Source organism: Achromobacter sp. F4_2707 (assembly GCF_047501535.1).
Classification (GTDB): domain Bacteria; phylum Pseudomonadota; class Gammaproteobacteria; order Burkholderiales; family Burkholderiaceae_B; genus Yanghanlia.
On record NZ_JAZDRJ010000027.1, the window covers coordinates 1 to 560 of the forward strand.

The window sequence follows — 560 nt, forward strand, 5'->3', positions numbered from 1 at the left end:
CAGATGGTTTCGAATTCTTCGCTGTTGTAGGCGATGCCGCCCCCGGTGCCGCCCAGCGTAAAGCTGGGGCGAATCACCACGGGGAAACCGGAACCCCCCGTATATTCAGCGATTTCGCGCTGCACGGCCCAGGCTTCATCCATGGAGTGCGCCACGCCGGATTTCGCCGACTCCAGGCCGATGGCGTCCATGGCATTGCGGAACTTCAGGCGGTCTTCCGCCTTGTCGATGGCTTCCGCATTGGCGCCAATCATTTCCACGCCGTATTTTTCCAGCACGCCATGACGGGCAAGGTCCAGCGCGCAGTTCAGCGCCGTCTGGCCGCCCATGGTGGGCAGCACCGCGTCGGGACGCTCGATTTCAATAATGCGCTCAAGCACTTCCCAGGTAATCGGCTCGATGTAAGTGACATCGGCCGTGTCCGGGTCGGTCATGATGGTGGCCGGATTGCTATTGACCAAAATGGTGCGATAGCCTTCCGCTTTCAGCGCCTTGCAGGCCTGCGCCCCGGAATAGTCGAACTCACAAGCCTGACCAATAATAATGGGGCCTGCACCGAT

1 pseudogene is annotated in these 560 nt (G+C 60.2%); it reads right to left on the minus strand.

Features of this window, described 5'->3' with window-relative positions:
• A pseudogene (carB, locus tag VRY85_RS14875) lies at positions 1 to 560 on the minus strand (carbamoyl phosphate synthase large subunit); the annotation flags it as partial.